Genomic DNA, 14,451 nt, shown 5'->3' on the forward strand with positions numbered 1-14,451 from the left:
CCCCCACCCTGCTCGCCCCGGCCACCCTGGGGGCCGACTTCGCCCGCCTGCGCGCTCTCGGGTTCGATACCATCCGGGTTCCGCTCCCGTACACCGAGCTGGGCGGCGCGAAACCCACCGACGACGCCATCACCGGCCTGATCACGTTGCTCGAGCAGGCCGACCGGCACGGACTGCGGGTCGAGCTCGTCCTCTTCGACGGCTTCCCCGACCTCACCCCCGCGAACTGGGTCGCTGCCGACGCCCACCTCACGGCCATCGCGACCGCGGTGCGCGGCCAACCGGCCCTCGCCCTCTGGGACCTCGCCGACCGGCCGGAGCAGCGCACGACCGGGTCTCCGAGCCCCGCCGAGATCCGGGCGTTCCTCCTGCACACCGGCTCCGTCCTGCGGGAGCTCGACCCTGGCACGCCGCAGACCGTCTCCTGGGCGACGAGTGCGGCCGCGGCCGATCCGTCGATGGCGGGGCTGGTCGACGCCGTGTCCCTGCACCTGACCGGAGGCGGTGACCCGACCGCAGCGATCGGGGCTGTGCGCGCCGCGCTCCCCGACCGGGCCGTGCTGCTGACGGTGACCGGGCTCAGCAGCGAGGGCGGCTGGGGACCCCTGCCGAAGACCGAGGCACGGCAGGCCTCCGACGTCGCCCGGGTACTCCTGGCCGCGGAGCGCGCCGGACTGTCCCGCCTCAGCGTGGCGACCTTTGCCGATACAAAGACGGATGCCGGCGGGCTGCTCCGCGCAGACGGCTCTGCCAAGCCCGCCGCCGTGCTCTTCGAGGCCGGCGCCCAGCTCACCACGATTCCGGCACCGGGCCTTCTCGACTACGCCACCTCGAAATTCTGGATCCTGGTGTTCGCGGCCCTGCTCGCCGGCGCCGGGGTGCTGCTGTGGGTCCATCGCCGCCGGCGCAAGCGCAGGCAACAGAAGCCGGGTTCCGCGGACTCCCCCACAACAGGTCAGCACGACCGCCCAGGAAGCACACCACAGTGATTGCCACGCGCGCCCTCGTCCAGGTCCTCCTCGACAGTGCGATCTGACCCCGTGTCGTCGCCTGGGTGATGCGTCACCAGGGTGATGTACTGTAACGACGCCATCCACCGAGACTGCCCACCGAGAGAAGAGCCCGATGAGCGACGCAGACGACGCCGGTCACCGCAGGGCCGGAAGGCCGCTTGAGACGGTTCTGACGAAACCGCGCATCACCGCTGCGGCCCTCCGGCTGATCGGGGCGGCCGGCTACGAAAGTTTCACGATGTCCGGCCTGGCCAGGAGTCTGGGAGTAGCTCCCTCCGCGCTGTACAACCACGCGGCATCGAAGCACGTCGTGCTGCAGTGGTTGCAGGACCACGTGATGACGATGGTCGATGTGGCCGGCTTCGGCTCAGAGCCGTGGGACACGGCCCTGCGCCGCTGGGCGTGGTCGTACCGGGACATCTTCGCAACGCACGTTCCGTTGATCTCGATTGTTGCGGTGCTCCCGGTCACGGGCGCACCGCAAACCCTGCGCATGTACGAGACCGTCGCGGCGGGACTGTCCTCCGCCGGGGTGCCTTCTGCACAGATCGTGCCCTCGATCGTCGCACTCGAGTCGTTCATCTTCGGCGCGGCTTTCGATGTGACGGCTCCGGCCGACATCTTCGAGACCGGTGCGCTCGCCGAGTCGAGTCCGATCTTCAGCGCAGCGGTGCGGCACGGGCAGCAGAACGCGGGCAGGGCGCGGGCGGATGTCGCGTTCGAGTTCGGACTCGAGGCCCTCGTCGACCGGATCGGCGGCCTGCGCCAACCCTGAGCATCCGCCCGGCCTGTCGTGCCGTGCGAGCTGCCGCGGGCGCCGCGGGTCGTGCGGCGCCCGGAGCATCACTGGCTCACGGGCACGGCTTGAGCGCCGCGACGTCACCGGTGAGGGCGGTCGCCGTTCCGATCAGGACCACCCGGGTCGCGCCGAGGCGGGTGATCGCGGTGAGCGTCGCCCGGGGCACACACGTCGCGGGCGTGAGATACAGCGGAGCCGACTTCGCCCCGGCGAGCGCCGAGCCGACCAGGGCATCCTGGTAGCTCGTTCCGCTCGCGAGGTACACCGTCGTCGCGGACGTGAAGGCGTTGAGGTTGAGCGCCGCGCTGGTCGCGTAGCGATCTGCGCCGCTGTACCGGGTCACCGAAGCGCCGCCGAGTTGCAGCTTCAGCCAGAACTCGGTGAGGCTCGTCACGTCCGCCGTCCCGCCCGCGATCTTCACGGTCCTGGTGTGCAGGGTGCGCAGCAGGGCGGCCGTCGCGAGGTCGGGCAGGAAGCCGCCAGCCGGCACGAGAACGACCGGTGCGCCCGCGCGGGCGGCGGCGGATGCTGCCGCGAGCGCTCCGGGGAAGTCGGCCCCTGTCGCGACGTAGGCCGTCGCCGCGAGGCTGCCGAAGGCATCCGATGCCACGAGGCGGGAGGTGGCGTACCGGTCGGCGCCGGCCAGCCGTGCGACGGGTGCGATGCCCGCGAGCTCGGCCGCGACCGCCGCGGACACGCTTGCGGTTCCGCCGACGATGACGATCTTGCCCGGGTGCAGCCGGACCAGTTCGGCCCTGACCCCTGCCGGAAGCGCGGTGAGACCGGTCAGGAGCACGGGGCCGCCGAAGTGCGCGGCGGCTGGCCCGGCGCTGAGGGCGTCGGCGAAGCTCGTGCCGCTGACGAGGTAGACGCGGGAGACGCCGGGCGCGAAGCCCTGGGAGACGGCGATCGCCGTCGAGTACGGGTCGGTTCCCGCGACCCGGGTGACCGTCGCGAGGGAGACCGGTGCCGTGGGCGCCGAGACCGCTGACGCGGGCTGGTAGCCGGGCGCCGAGCCGGTGACCCGGACGGTGAGCGCCGCTCCGGCATCCGCGGCGACCGGGGTGTAGCCGGCCGACGTGGCGCCCGAGATGGCCGTGCCGTTTGCGAGCCACTGGTAGGCGAAACCCACCCCGGCAGGCGTCCAGGTGCCCGGGATCGCGGTCAGTACCGCGCCGACCGAAGCGGTCCCGGAGATCACCGGCGTGGCCGTTCCGATCCCGCCGGCCGCGACCGCACCGGTGGGCGCAGAGACAGCTGAAGCGGGCTGGTAGCCGGGCGCCGTGCCGGTGACCCGCACGGTGAGCGTCGTGCCGGCATCCGCGGCGACCGGGGTGTAGCCGGCGGCGGTGGCCCCTGCGATGGGCGTGCCGTTGGCGAGCCACTGGTAGGCGAAGTTCACGCCGGCCGGCGCCCAGGTGCCCGGTATCGCCGTGAGGAGCGCGCCGACGGCGGCCGTCCCGGTGATCGTGGGGGTGCCGACGACGAGAGTACCGGCGACGACGACGGCGGTCGGCACCGAGGTCGCCGCCGCGGAGACCGGCAGGTAACCGGGCGCGGATCCCGTGACGCGCACCGAAAGGGCCGTGCCGAGGTCGGCCGCGACGGGCGTATAGGTGGCGGATGTCGCCCCGGGGATGTCCGCGCCGTCACGCAGCCACTGGTAGGCGAAGGCTGCTGTGGCCGGCGACCAGGCGCCGGGGACCGCGGTCAGGGTGCTGCCGACGGAGGCGGAACCGGTCACGGTCGGGGTGGCGGGCACGAGGATTCCCGGGGCGCCGACGCTGTCATAGAGGGCGTAGTCGTCGGTCACGAGGGTTCCGTTGAGGATCAGGTTGAGGCCGAAGCTCAGTCCGGTCGTGCCGGCCGGGATGGCCGCCGTCGTGTAGAGGGCCTGCGCGTATGCGGAGCCTGCCGGGAAGTACGGACTCGACGTCCAGTAGCTCCAGCTGCCGATCGAGTTGCGCAGATAGACGTCGAACTGGGTGGTGACCGTTGAGGTGTACCACGCGCGCAGGGAGTAGGTGTGCCCGGGGGTGACCGTGGGGGCGCAGGCGCCGAGGTCCTGGGTGAGGATGAGTTTCGAGTCGCCGCTGACGAGGTTGCTCACGACCAGCTGCTCGGCCTTGGTGCCGGTGTGCGCGGCGGAGACCGTGCTGAAGGCCGCGGTGTTCGTGCCGAAACCGCCGACGGCCCAGCACTGTGGGAGGCCAGTGGTTCCCGCTGTCTCGAGGCTCGGGTTGACCACCCCGTTCACGCCGGGACCGGGGGCCACTGTCGAGGTCGTCGTGACGGGAACGACCGGCTTGACGGCGCCGCCGATGACGTCTCCGACGGTCTTGACCGTGGTGTTGTTGGATGCGGCACGCGTGGAGAGCCAGGCAGCGAACTGGGCGAAGACCGCCGGGTCGACGGAGAGCGCGTCGCAGCTTCCGGCGCAGAGGTGGTGGAAGGTGAGCTGCACCCAGCCCCCGCCCGCCGTCTCGGCGTTCGTGACCGTGTTCTCGAGGTCTGCGAGGGTCCAGGTCGTGTCGACCTCGTCGGGGGCGCGGGTGAGGTACGCGTCGGCCGGAGGAATGGTTTCGGCGAATCCGCAGCCCGTGCAGCCGAACCGGGTGTCGATGTCGCCGAGGCCGCGGGCGCTGTTGAACCCGCAGGCCTGGACGATCGCCTCGGTCGCGGCATCCACCGTTGCGAAGGGGTAGGCGAAGCTTCGCGTCGGGAAGCCCCAGTCGGCGAGGGTCGCCCGGCCCTGGCAGACCTGCCGGGTGGCTTCGTCCGCGGGGAGGGTGAGGAGGTCGGGGTGGGTGACCGTGTGGCCGGCGATCTCGTGACCGGCGGCGGCGATGCTCGTGAGGTCTGCCCTGGTCAGCCAGCCGGGGTTGTCGATGAAGCCGGTGGTGATGAAGAAGGTGCCCTTCATCCCGAACTGGTTCAGGGTGGCCACCGCGGCGAGCTGGTCGGCGTTGCCGTCGTCGAAGGTCAGGCTGACGACCGTCGGCGGGTCCGTGACAGCGGCGCGCGCCGGGGTCGCGCCGAGGGTGATGCCCACGGCGACGGCGGCGAGGACCGCGATGAGCCTGAGCGAGCGTGCAGGGGCCAGCGAAAATCCGGTCATGGGAGGTGCTCCTCGTGAATCGTGACTGATCCTGGAATCCCAGCACCTGCGCCCAGTGTGCTGAGCGATTGATCCCCGAACAAGCAGAGCGCCGGAAAAAGGCGGTTTACCTGCGAATTACCACGCAAGTTTGCGGTTAACCACACGCGCCGCTCTGGCGCCCGCCGGTGAATCTGCGGTAAGTGCTTGCAATCCGCCTGACTCACCCCCAGAATAAACGAACTCAATTCATTTAGTCCATCGGATACACCGCAGTACCCGAACGGGCCGTTCGCGCGTCGATGCGCCCGGCCCGAGGAAAGGGACCACACATGACCCAGCAGTCCACCCGAGGGTCGGCGCCGACCTCATCGCAGCCGTTCACCGACGTCCACCTCGTGCACAGCTCAACGCTGCACGACGCGGCGGGGAGCAAGCACGGCATCACGAAGAAGGGCCTCAAAGGCGGGCAGCTCGGCTTGCTCGCCGTCGTCGTGCTCGGCATCTCCTCCGTCGCCCCGGCGTACAGCCTCACAAGCTCGCTCGGCGCGACCGTTGCCGAGGTCGGCAAGCAGCTGCCGGCCGTGTTCATCCTGGCGTTCATCCCGATGATCCTCGTCGCCCTCGCCTACCGGGAGCTCAATGCCGACTCCCCCGACAGCGGAACCTCCTTCACCTGGACCACCAAGGCGTTCGGTCCCTTCGTCGGTTGGATGAGCGGCTGGGGCATGCTCGCGGCCAACATCATCGTGCTCTCGAGCCTCGCCGGCGTGGCCGTCAGCTTCTTCTACGTCTTCCTCGGTGAGGTCTTCGCGAACCCGGATCTCGCCGCGCTCGCCGACAATACCTTCATCAACATCGCAACCTGTCTCGTCTTCGTGGCCCTCGCCGTCTGGGTGAGCTACCGCGGGCTGCACGCCACCAAGCTCGTGCAGTACAGCATGGTCGGCTTCCAGATCGTCGTCCTCCTCATCTTCAGCGTCTCGGCCATCGTCAACGCGACGAACGGTGCGTCCACCACCGCGCTCGCCTTCGACTGGACCTGGTTCGACCCCACCAGGGTCGACAGTTTCAGCCAGCTGGCCGCCGGCATCTCCCTGGCGATCTTCGTCTACTGGGGCTGGGACGTCTGCCTCACCGTGAACGAGGAGACCAAGGGAACGAAGGGGACCGCGGGCAAGGCCGGCACCCTGACCGCCCTCGTCGTGCTCGGCCTCTACCTCGTGCTGATCGTGGCCACCATGATGGTGTCCGGCGTCGGCGCCGAGGGAATCGGCCTGAGCAACCCGGACAACCAGGGCAACATCTTCGCCGCGATCGCCGGGCCCGTGATGGGGCCGGTCGCGATCCTGATGTCGATGGCCGTGCTGGCCAGTTCCGCCTCCTCGCTGCAGTCGACGATGGCCTCCCCTGCCCGCACCCTGCTGTCGATGGCGCACTACCACGCCCTCCCGCCGCACTTCGCCAGGGTCAGCAAGCGCTTCGGCTCGCCCGGCTTCGCGACGATCGCAGCCGGGGCCATCGCGGCCGGGTTCTACGCCGTCATGACGATCATCAGCGTCAACGTCCTGAACGACACCATCCAGTCGCTCGGGCTGATGATCTGCTTCTACTACGCACTCACCTCCTTCGCCTGCGTCTGGTACTTCCGCCAGAGCCTGTTCTCCAGTGTGCGCAACTTCTTCCTGCGGCTCCTGGTGCCGGCGGCGGGCGGGCTGATCCTCACCGTCGTGTTCGTGCAGACCGCCGTGAGCGCCTGGAGCCCCGACTTCGGCAGCGGTTCGGAGCTCTTCGGGATCGGACTGGTCTTCGTGATCGGCGTCGGCCTGCTCGTACTCGGACTCGCCGTCATGGGCCTCACCTTCCTGGCCAGGCCGAGCTTCTTCCGCGGAGAGACGCTGCGCCAGGACACCCCCGCACTGGTCGTGCCCGAATAGCAGGCGCGCCGGGTAGCCTCGGGGCATGAGCACCAGCACCGCGGCTACCCCGCACCTGTCGTCCATCCTCCCCAGGCACATCCTGGCGACCGGCGACCACCACCCGATCGTGCTCGCTGAGGCGAAGCGTCGTGCCGCGAGTGTGCAGCTGCGCATCGCGGATGCCGTCACGGCCTTCGCGGGATCGATGCGGTTCGTCTACCTGCATGCCGTCGTGTTCGCCGGCTGGATGCTGTTCTTCGAACCGAGCCCGTGGCCGACCCTAACCCTCGTGGTGTCTCTCGAGGCCATCTTCCTCTCGACGTTCGTGATGATCGGCCAGAACCGGCAGGCCGGATTCCAGCAGGCGAAGGCCGACCATGATTTCAAGATGAGCGACCAGGAACTGCTCACCAACACCGAGCTCACCCGGCGCGTTCATGAGCTCACGAAGGAAATCCATGCCCACATCGTCGGAGCCGCTCCCGTCGCCCCGGTCACCGCAGCTCCCCTCGGTTCACCCGCGAGTTGACCGTGCAGCGTAGGGTGGCGGCTCTAGGGAAGGCAGGTGCCCATGACCGACGTTGAACTCCTCGTCTACGCCGACCGCATCGGCGGCACGATCCCCGCGCTGGCCGCGCTCCTCGACGGGCCCCTGCGGGACTTCGGCAGTGTGCACGTGCTGCCGTTCTACGTGCCGTTCGACGGGGCGGATGCCGGCTTCGACCCGGTCGACCACACGGCGGTCGATCCGCGCCTCGGCACCTGGCCCGAGATCCGCGACCTGGCAGGCGACCGCGGGCTGACCGCCGATCTCGTGGTCAACCACGTCTCGGCGTCCTCGGTGGAGTTCACCGACTGGCTGGCCCGCGGCGCGGAGTCGCTCTGGGACGGCATGTTCCTCACCTATGGCACCGTCTTCCCGCACGGCGCAACCGAGGCCGAACTGACGGCGTTCTACCGACCGCGGCCGGGACTGCCCTTCACGGGATACCGCGGGTCAGACGGCTCCCGGCATCTCGTCTGGACGACGTTCCTGCCCAGCCAGGTCGACCTCGACGTCGCCAATCCGGTCGCCATCGCCTACCTGCGCCGGGTGCTCCGCGTGCTCGCCGACGGCGGCGTATCGACGGTGCGGCTCGACGCGGTCGGCTACGCCGTGAAGACCCCGGGCACCGACAGCTTCATGACCCCGGAGACTCTCGCCTTCGTCGAGGTCGTCGCGGACCTCGCCCGCGCGGAGAACCTCGCCGTGCTCGTCGAGGTGCACGGGCACTACGCCCAGCAGCTCGCGATCGCGCCCCTCGTCGACTGGGTCTACGACTTCGCGCTCGCGCCGCTCCTATTGCACTCCCTGGGCACCGGCACGGTCGACCGCCTCGCCCACTGGTTCGAGATCCGTCCGGCCAACGCGGTCACGGTGCTCGACACCCACGACGGCATCGGCGTGATCGACGCCGGTCCGGCCGGAGGACGGCCGGGTCTGCTGAGCGAAGCGGAAATGGCGGAGGTGTTCGCGCGAGCCGCCGAAGCCACGCACGGGCACTCATCCGTCGCCTCGGTCGTGCCGGAATGGTCGACCCTGCCGCACCAGATCAATGCCACGTTCTTCAGCACGCTCGGCGGCGACGTCGTCGCCTATCTGGTCGCGCGTGCCGTGCAGCACTTCCTGCCCGGACGCCCGCAAACCTACTACGTCGGCCTGCTCGGCGGTCTCGACGACCGGGAGCAGTTCGCCGAGACCGGGAGCGGGCGCGACGTGAACCGGCACCGCTACCCGGCCGCCGAGGTCGAGGAGGCGCTCGCGAGCGACGTGACCCGCGCCCAGCTCGGCCTCGTGCGGCTCCGTTCCGCCCATCCCGCGTTCGACGGCCAGTTCACCTGGTCGGCCTATGGCAGGGACGTGCTCGAGCTGCGCTGGGCGAACGCCGCGGACGGTTCCCGTGCGGTCCTGACGGTGTGCACCGCGCGGGCCGCGACGAGTTTCCGCATCCAGCTCGCGGATGCCGACGGCAGCGAGGTCCTCGACACGGTCGAGTCCCTCGCAGCCTGGACCGTCGGCTAGCCGACGATCTCCGCGAGGGTCAGGACCGGGGCGCCGAACGCGGCGGCCACGTGCTCGTTCGTGATGCGGCCCGCGTGCACGTTCAGGCCCTTGGCGAGTGCGGCATCGTCGGAGATGGCCTGCTTCCAGCCCTTGTCGGCGAGCGCGATCACGTAGGGCAGGGTCGCGTTGGTGAGCGCACGGGTCGACGTCGCGGGGACTGCTCCCGGCATGTTGGCGACGCAGTAGTAGATGCTGTCGTGCACGGCGAAGGTGGGCTTGTCGTGGGTCGTGGCGTGGGATCCCTCGAAGCAGCCGCCCTGGTCGATCGCGATGTCCACGAGCACGGAACCCGGTTTCATCGTGGCGACCATGGCGTCGGTGACGAGCTTCGGCGCCTGCGCCCCGGGGATGAGCACGGAGCCGATCACGAGGTCGGCGCCACGGACCTGCTCCGCGATCTCGTAGCGGGTGGATGCGCGGGTCTGGATGGCGCCGGTGAACCGGTTCTCCAGCTGCCGCAACCGGGCGATCGAGAGGTCGATGATCGTGACGTCCGCTCCCATGCCGAGGGCGTTCGCCGCGGCGTGCTCACCTGCGACCCCGCCGCCGATGATGACGACCTTCGCCTTGGGGGTGCCCGCGACGCCGCCGAGCAGGATGCCGTTTCCGCCGTTCGCGCTCATCAGGTGGTACGCGCCGACCTGGACGGACAGGCGCCCGGCGACCTCGCTCATCGGGGACAGCAGCGGCAGGCTGCGGTCGGCGAGCTGGACGGTCTCGTAGGCGATCGCCGTCGTGCCGGAGGTGAGGAGGGCATCCGTGGTCGGACGGGACGCGGCGAGGTGCAGGTAGGTGAAGAGCACCTGCCCGGCGCGCATCAGCGGGTATTCGGCTTCGATGGGTTCCTTGACCTTGAGCAGCAGCTCCGCGGCGGCCCAGACCTCGGCGGCAGTGCCGAGGATGGCCGCGCCCGCGACGCGGAAGGCGTCGTCGCTGAACCCGGAGCCGACGCCGGCGCCCGCCTGCACGAGGACCTCGTGGCCGCGGATGGAGAGTTCGTGCACGCCGGCGGGGGTGATGGCCACCCGATTCTCGTTGTTCTTGATCTCGGTGGGGATGCCGACCTTCATGGGGAACTCCGTCTGCGGTTTGGGCCGGACTTACCGGTGGATAGGGAAAATAATGCTCGGTATTCGTTTCGTGCACGTGACAAGCGTGGAATCCGCGATACTTGGTCGAAAGACAGCGCGATATTCAGTTGAGAGGGGCCCACGCATGACGGAAACGAAGAGGATTCGGGGCGGCGATGAACTCGATACCGTGGACAGTACGCTCGTGGCCCTCCTCCAGGCCGACTCGCGGATGAGCAACAGCCGGCTTGCGACCGCGGCGGGGATCGCGGAATCGACGTGCATCGTCCGGGTGCGCTCCCTCGTCACGCGCGGCATCATCACCCGGTTCACGACGCTCGTCGACCCGAAGGCGCTCGGGCTCGGCCTTCAGGCGCTGATCAGTGTCAGCATCCGATCGGGGGCGCGCACGCAGATCCCGGCGTTCCGGGACGAGATCCGGGCGATGCCGCGGGTCGTGCAGGTCTTCTTCCTCGGCGGCACAGAGGACTTCATCATCCATCTCGTGGCCCGCGACTCCGACGATGTGCGCGACTTCGTGCTCGAGAACCTGTCGGCGAACCCCGCGGTCGCCTCGACGCGCACGAGCCTGGTCTTCGAGCACCACTACAACGGGCTCTCCTCGGGAAAGTAGCAGCCGGGCGCCGAGGGACCCCGTCGGTTGGCGCCGGTCAGTCCGTGCTGCGGCTGGGCTTCCAGAAGCCGGTCGTGCCGAGCAGCCGGGTCTCCTTGTCGGCGTCGGCGGGAACCTCGACCTCGGGAGGGAAGACTCCATACTGGCGCCAGTCGTCCACCTGGGGCAGGATCTGCTCCCAGAGCAAGTCGACCAGTGGAGCCGGCAGCGCGTACTCCAGGCCGAGGTAGTTCGCGATCGACCACGCCTGGAAGGCCCGGTAGATGCTCGTGTGCTGCAGGTACTCGGCGAGCGGGTAATCGCCATACTGGAGGTGCACGATCGCTGCGGGATCGAGGTCCTGCCGCACGGCGGCGGTGGCCTCGTCGTTGAGCCGGTTGTAGCTCGCGATCGGGTCCCCGCCGAGCAGGTCGCCGTTGAAGCGGTCACCGACTTCCTCGATGGTGTGGCCCGCGAGCACGTCCCCGACCCAGGCCTCGTCGCGTGCGTGCGCGGCGAGGATGTCCCTGATCGTGGGATTCTCCGTGCTGGTCCACTCCGCGGGAGCCGGCAGGGTCAGCTGCTCCGGCGTGATCCGGTCGATGACAGAGCGCAACGCGGCATCCGACTGAAGAAATAGCTCTCTCTGCTCCATGCCGCAAAAAGTAGCACGGGCCACTGACGCTGACCAGCGTTCGACCGCATTCGGGCGTCGGCCCGACCACCGGTGCTGCCAGACTACGAGAGGAGGCGAGAGTATGACAACGCACTTTTCCGGTGAGGCGCTGCAGTTCCTGCGCGAGTTGGAAGGACACAACGACCGGGGCTGGTTCGAGGAACACAAGCCGGTGTACCTGAGCGAGGTCAGGGAGCCGATGCTCGACCTGGTCGACCGGGTCAACGAGTCCCTCGCGGGATTCGCGCCCGGGCACGTGCGGCCGCCGCAGAAGGCGATCATGCGCATTTACCGCGACGTGCGGTTCTCGAAGGACAAGTCCCCGTACAAGACGAACGTCGCCGCGTCCTGGCCTCTCGGGGGTTCGGAGAAGACCGGTGCCGGTTACTTCCTCAGCGTCTCCGGCCACGAGGTCCTGGTCGCGGGCGGCAGCTATGCGCCCTCCCCCGAGCATCTCACGGCGATTCGCGACCACATCGTCGCGCACCACGGGGAGCTTCGCGCCCTGCTCGCCGATCCCCGGCTCACGGGCATGTTCGACCCCGCCGACGGCAATCCGCTGGTGCGTCCGCCGCGCGGATACCCCGTCGATCACCCCGCGGTCGACCTCTTGCGCCGCCGCCAGTGGGCCGCCTTCGCGACCCTGCCGGCATCGGTGGCCGAAACGGATGCTTTCCTCACGCTCGTGATCGAACGTTTCGAGGCGCTGACACCCCTGATCGACTTCCTGAACGTGCCTCTGGCCACGCTGCGCCTCGAGCAGCGGCGCTGACCGGGGCCGCGCCGCCCCGGCCCCGACCGCATCGGGTCTACCGTGCCGAGTCGCTCGCGGCGGGCGCGAGCACCTGCCAGCCGTGCGGCGCGATCGTGACACGCGGCCCCAGCGGCGCCGGCGTGCCCCCCGGCAGGAGCTGGGTCAGCCCCGAGCGGCCCAGGTCGACGCCGCACGGCTGGTCGCCGAGGTTGAGCGCGACGACGAGCGTGTCGTCACCGGCCCGCGCCTCGTAGACGAGGTGGTCGGCCCCGCTGTCCAGGATGCGGGTTCGGGCCTCGTGCAGCCACGGATGCCGCCGGCGCAGCCCGATCAGGTCCTGGTGCAGCCGGTAGACCGTGCGTTCGGTGTCGGTGAGCGCCGGAGGGCCGTCCGCCGGGAACTCCGGCCGGATCGCGTCGTCGCCGCCGTACTCCTCGGTCTTCAGGCCCGCGTAGCCGTATTCGTCCCCCGCGTAGATCGACGGGGTTCCTCCGGTCGTGAAGAGCACGGCGAGCGCGTGGGCGAGGTGCCGCGGATCCTCGAGGCGGGTCGAGATCCGGGTGACGTCGTGGTTGCCGACGAAGGTCGCCGGGGTGAAGCTGTCGAGGAAGCCGTTGTGCCTGCCGAGCGACCAGGCCAGCTCGTGCGGGTTGTGATCGTTGAGGCTGCTCCAGATCGCCTTCCAGAGCTCGTACTGCGTGACGGAGTCGAGGGTGGCCGCCGAGACGATCGCCGGGTAGTCGCCGTGGATGACCTCGCCGAGGAACCACGCCTGCGGGTGGCGTTCCCGCACCCGCGGCAGGACCCCGGCCCAGAATTCGGCGGGGACCGCGTATGCGGCGTCGAGCCGCCAGCCGTCCGCGCCGCGGTCGAGCCAGTGCTCGAGGACGCCGGTCACGTAGTCGGCGACCTCCGGGTTGCCGTGGTCGAGACTGATGAGCCCCGGATGCCCCTCGAAGGTTCCGAAACCGGCCTCGCCTCCCGGGAGGCCGGCCCGGGTTCCGGCCTGGAACCAGGCTGCCGCGGCACTTCCGGGGCCCTGCTCGATCGCCTCACGGTAGCGCGGGAAATCCGGGCCGACGTGGTTGAACACCCCGTCGAGGAGCACGCGCAGCCCGCGGGCGTGCGCTTCGGCGACGAGGGTGTCGAAGTCGGCCTCATCGCCGAGGCGCGGGTCGATACGGTAGTAGTCGCTCGTGTCGTAGCCGTGGCTCGTCGAGGCGAAGACCGGGCCGAGGGCAACGCCCGATGCGCCGAGCTCGATCGCATGGTCGAGCCAGGCCACGATCCGCAGCAGGCGGTGCTCGCCGGCACCGGGAACGGGTTCGCAAGGGGCGATCGGGTAGCTACCGACGAAACCGAGCGGGTACAGCTGCCACCAGATCGCGTGGCGCACCCAGTCGGGTTCGACTCGCCCGGCGGCATCCGTGTTGCTGATCATCATGTCTCTCAGCTTTGCACCCCCGGGGCGGCGTCGCACCGGTGGCCTAGGGTGTTGAGCATGTCCGACGAGACCGAGATCCTGCGCCTGACCGCCTTCGCCGCCGAGCCCACCGGTGGCAACCCGGCCGGTGTCGTGCTCGACGCGAGCACGCTCCCCGACGCCGAGATGCAGCGGATCGCGGCGGCGCTCGGTTACGCGGAAACCGCGTTCCTGACCCGGCCGCCGACCCCGCAGGACCCGGGAAGAGCGGGCATCCGCTACTTCTCCCCCACGGCGGAAGTGCCGTTCTGCGGTCACGCGACGATCGCGACCGCCGTTGCGCTCGCCGGCCGCGGTGACGCAGAATCCTTCGTGTTCGAGACGAAGATCGGGGAGGTGAGGATCGCCACCCGGCGCACCGCTGACGGGATCGTGGCCTCGTTCACGAGTGTCGAGCCGCGGGTGGAGCCGATCGGGGCATCGGTGCTCGAGCACCTGCTGCGGCTGCTCGGCGTCGACACCGCCGACCTGCACCCGGACTACCCGCCCCGGCTCGCCTTCGCGGGCAACGTGCACCCCGTGCTCGTCTTCGCGGAGACGGCGACCTTCGACGGCTTCCGGTTCGACCCTGCCCAGGTGCGTGCCCTGATGGACGCAGAGGGCTGGGCGGGCACCGTGACGACCCTCCGCGTGCTGGGGCCGCTCGAGTTCGAGGCGCGGAACCTCTTCCCGGTCGGGACCATGACCGAGGACCCGGCGACGGGCTCTGCGGCGGCCTCCGTCGGCGGCTACCTCCGGGCGCTGGGCCTCGTCGACGCCCCGGCGCGAGTGTTGATCCACCAGGGCCGTCACGTCGGCCGCCCGAGCCTGCTCACCGTCGATATCCCCGAGACCGGCGGCATCGTGGTGTCCGGGACAGCCTCGGTCATCTCCTGAACCCGATCTCCTCGACCCCGTCTCGGACCTTCGGACGGGGCGTCCGG

General features: G+C 69.9%; 12 protein-coding genes. 8 read left to right on the top strand and 4 right to left on the bottom strand.

Annotation, left to right across the window (positions count from 1 at the left end; all coding sequences use genetic code 11):
• Both QN357_RS03020 and QN357_RS03025 read left to right on the top strand, forming a co-directional pair.
• Positions 1 to 989, top strand: a 989-nt coding sequence (locus tag QN357_RS03020; protein WP_323504506.1) for a hypothetical protein, incomplete at its 5' end; no start/stop codon positions are given.
• A 136-nt stretch (positions 990 to 1,125) separates the two neighbouring features.
• Positions 1,126 to 1,788: a TetR/AcrR family transcriptional regulator gene (locus QN357_RS03025; protein WP_134449100.1), complete on the top strand. Its 663-nt coding sequence runs from the start codon at positions 1,126 to 1,128 to the stop codon at positions 1,786 to 1,788.
• Between the two features lie 76 nt (positions 1,789 to 1,864).
• Here QN357_RS03025 and QN357_RS03030 read toward each other — a convergent pair whose 3' ends face one another.
• Positions 1,865 to 4,930, bottom strand: a complete 3,066-nt coding sequence (locus QN357_RS03030) for a cell wall-binding repeat-containing protein (protein ID WP_323504510.1) — start codon at positions 4,928 to 4,930, stop codon at positions 1,865 to 1,867.
• 311 nt (positions 4,931 to 5,241) lie between these two features.
• Here QN357_RS03030 and QN357_RS03035 point away from each other — a divergent pair, with 311 nt between their 5' ends.
• From QN357_RS03035 to QN357_RS03045, 3 genes are read left to right on the top strand one after another with little or no spacing between them, the layout of a single operon-like run.
• A complete protein-coding gene (locus QN357_RS03035) occupies positions 5,242 to 6,846 on the top strand; it encodes an APC family permease (RefSeq protein WP_134449102.1) in 1,605 nt (534 codons plus the stop codon).
• Positions 6,847 to 6,871: 25 nt separating this feature from the next.
• Complete coding sequence (locus QN357_RS03040) at positions 6,872 to 7,357, top strand: DUF1003 domain-containing protein (RefSeq protein ID WP_323504513.1); 486 nt, start codon at positions 6,872 to 6,874, stop codon at positions 7,355 to 7,357.
• Between the two features lie 42 nt (positions 7,358 to 7,399).
• On the top strand, positions 7,400 to 8,890 hold the full coding sequence (locus QN357_RS03045) for an alpha-amylase family glycosyl hydrolase (protein WP_323504516.1): 1,491 nt from the start codon (positions 7,400 to 7,402) through the stop codon (positions 8,888 to 8,890).
• Here the strand turns inward: QN357_RS03045 and ald are convergent.
• Positions 8,887 to 10,002 (bottom strand): alanine dehydrogenase, encoded by a 1,116-nt coding sequence (gene ald, locus QN357_RS03050; protein WP_134449105.1) that lies wholly within the window; start codon positions 10,000 to 10,002, stop codon positions 8,887 to 8,889. The genes QN357_RS03045 and ald overlap by 4 nt on opposite strands.
• Before the next feature lie 190 nt (positions 10,003 to 10,192).
• Between ald and QN357_RS03055 the strand changes: the two genes are divergently transcribed.
• Positions 10,193 to 10,636, top strand: a complete 444-nt coding sequence (locus QN357_RS03055; protein WP_323504519.1) for an Lrp/AsnC family transcriptional regulator — start codon at positions 10,193 to 10,195, stop codon at positions 10,634 to 10,636.
• A 37-nt stretch (positions 10,637 to 10,673) separates the two neighbouring features.
• On the opposite strand, the gene QN357_RS03060 is transcribed toward QN357_RS03055, so the two are convergent.
• Positions 10,674 to 11,270 carry a hypothetical protein gene (locus tag QN357_RS03060; RefSeq protein WP_134558308.1) on the bottom strand — a complete coding sequence of 199 codons (597 nt, stop codon included), beginning with the start codon at positions 11,268 to 11,270 and terminating at the stop codon, positions 10,674 to 10,676.
• A gap of 103 nt (positions 11,271 to 11,373) precedes the next feature.
• On the opposite strand from QN357_RS03060, the gene QN357_RS03065 reads away from it, so the two are divergent.
• Positions 11,374 to 12,063: a DUF2461 domain-containing protein gene (locus QN357_RS03065; protein ID WP_134558309.1), complete on the top strand. Its 690-nt coding sequence runs from the start codon at positions 11,374 to 11,376 to the stop codon at positions 12,061 to 12,063.
• Between the two features lie 37 nt (positions 12,064 to 12,100).
• Here the strand turns inward: QN357_RS03065 and QN357_RS03070 are convergent, their stop codons facing one another.
• Positions 12,101 to 13,489 (bottom strand): alpha-amylase family glycosyl hydrolase, encoded by a 1,389-nt coding sequence (locus QN357_RS03070; protein WP_241975241.1) that lies wholly within the window; start codon positions 13,487 to 13,489, stop codon positions 12,101 to 12,103.
• A gap of 57 nt (positions 13,490 to 13,546) precedes the next feature.
• Here QN357_RS03070 and QN357_RS03075 point away from each other — a divergent pair, with 57 nt between their 5' ends.
• Positions 13,547 to 14,404, top strand: a complete 858-nt coding sequence (locus QN357_RS03075) for a PhzF family phenazine biosynthesis protein (RefSeq protein ID WP_322136965.1) — start codon at positions 13,547 to 13,549, stop codon at positions 14,402 to 14,404.
• Positions 14,405 to 14,451 lie beyond the last annotated feature (47 nt).

The organism is Cryobacterium sp. RTC2.1 (genome assembly GCF_035018685.1).
In the GTDB taxonomy this organism is placed as follows: Bacteria; Actinomycetota; Actinomycetes; order Actinomycetales; family Microbacteriaceae; genus Cryobacterium; species Cryobacterium glucosi.

Coding starts and splice junctions, on each gene's coding strand:
- QN357_RS03025 (WP_134449100.1), top strand. CDS start 1,126: ATGAGCGACGCAGACGACGCCGGTCACCGCAGGGCCGGAAGGCCGCTT.
- QN357_RS03030 (WP_323504510.1), bottom strand. CDS start 4,930: ATGACCGGATTTTCGCTGGCCCCTGCACGCTCGCTCAGGCTCATCGCG.
- QN357_RS03035 (WP_134449102.1), top strand. CDS start 5,242: ATGACCCAGCAGTCCACCCGAGGGTCGGCGCCGACCTCATCGCAGCCG.
- QN357_RS03040 (WP_323504513.1), top strand. CDS start 6,872: ATGAGCACCAGCACCGCGGCTACCCCGCACCTGTCGTCCATCCTCCCC.
- QN357_RS03045 (WP_323504516.1), top strand. CDS start 7,400: ATGACCGACGTTGAACTCCTCGTCTACGCCGACCGCATCGGCGGCACG.
- ald (WP_134449105.1), bottom strand. CDS start 10,002: ATGAAGGTCGGCATCCCCACCGAGATCAAGAACAACGAGAATCGGGTG.
- QN357_RS03060 (WP_134558308.1), bottom strand. CDS start 11,270: ATGGAGCAGAGAGAGCTATTTCTTCAGTCGGATGCCGCGTTGCGCTCT.
- QN357_RS03065 (WP_134558309.1), top strand. CDS start 11,374: ATGACAACGCACTTTTCCGGTGAGGCGCTGCAGTTCCTGCGCGAGTTG.
- QN357_RS03070 (WP_241975241.1), bottom strand. CDS start 13,489: ATGATGATCAGCAACACGGATGCCGCCGGGCGAGTCGAACCCGACTGG.
- QN357_RS03075 (WP_322136965.1), top strand. CDS start 13,547: ATGTCCGACGAGACCGAGATCCTGCGCCTGACCGCCTTCGCCGCCGAG.